Below are 904 nucleotides of genomic sequence, written 5' to 3'. Positions count from 1 at the left end.
GTGTTCCGGTCACGCGTACGGCGTACAGGCTTCACCGGAGTCCGAATGACACCACCATTGCTGGTGATCGCGAACAGCTCGTCGTCCGGATCGATCACCACCGCGCCGACCAGGCCACCGCGCCGCTCGGTGATCTTCGCAGTCAACACGCCCTTACCTCCCCGGCCCTGCACCGGGTATTCCTCGATCGGGGTCCGCTTCGCGTATCCCCCGTTCGTGGCCACCAGAACGTCCAGGCCGTCCCGGACGACCTCCATGGCGAGCAGGACATCGTCGTCCGTGAAGCGCATGCCGATCACACCCGAGGTGGCCCGGCCCATCGGCCGCAACGCCTCGTCGGAGGCGTTGAACCGGATCGCCTGTGCCTTCTTGGAGACCAGCAGCAGGTCGTTCTCCGGCGCAACCAGAGCAGCACCGACCAGCTCGTCCTCATCGCGCAGGTTGATCGCGATGATGCCGCCGGAACGGTTGGAGTCGAACTCCTCGAGCCGCGTCTTCTTCACCAGGCCGTTCTTCGTGGCCAGTACCAGATAGGGGGCTACCTGGTAGTTCGGGATCTCAATGATCTGCGCTATCTGCTCGTCGGGTAGGAAGGCGAGCAGGTTGGCCACGTGTTGGCCCTTGGCTACCCTACTGGCCTCCGGCAACTCGTATGCCTTGGCCCGGTATACGCGTCCCTTGTTCGTCAGGAACAGGATCCAGTCGTGGGTCGAGCAGACGAAGAAGTGGCTGACGATGTCGTCCTGCCGCAGCGTGGCGCCGCTGACGCCCTTACCGCCGCGCCGCTGCGAGCGGTAGAGATCGACCTTGGTGCGCTTGGCGTACCCGGTGCGGGTGATCGTGACGACCACGTCCTCGCGGGCGATGAGGTCCTCCATCGAGACCTCGCCGTCGAACGGGATGA

1 protein-coding gene is annotated in these 904 nt (G+C 64.7%); it reads right to left on the bottom strand.

Translation table 11 applies throughout. The features are described 5' to 3' along the window. Positions 1-904, bottom strand: a 904-nt coding sequence (locus tag KBX34_RS33210) for a DNA gyrase C-terminal beta-propeller domain-containing protein (protein WP_282102718.1), incomplete at both ends; no start/stop codon positions are given.

It is taken from the genome of Micromonospora sp. M61, assembly GCF_018070245.1.
GTDB classification, from domain to species: Bacteria; Actinomycetota; Actinomycetes; order Mycobacteriales; family Micromonosporaceae; genus Micromonospora; species Micromonospora zamorensis.
This window is presented reverse-complemented; position numbering and strand designations above follow the sequence as displayed.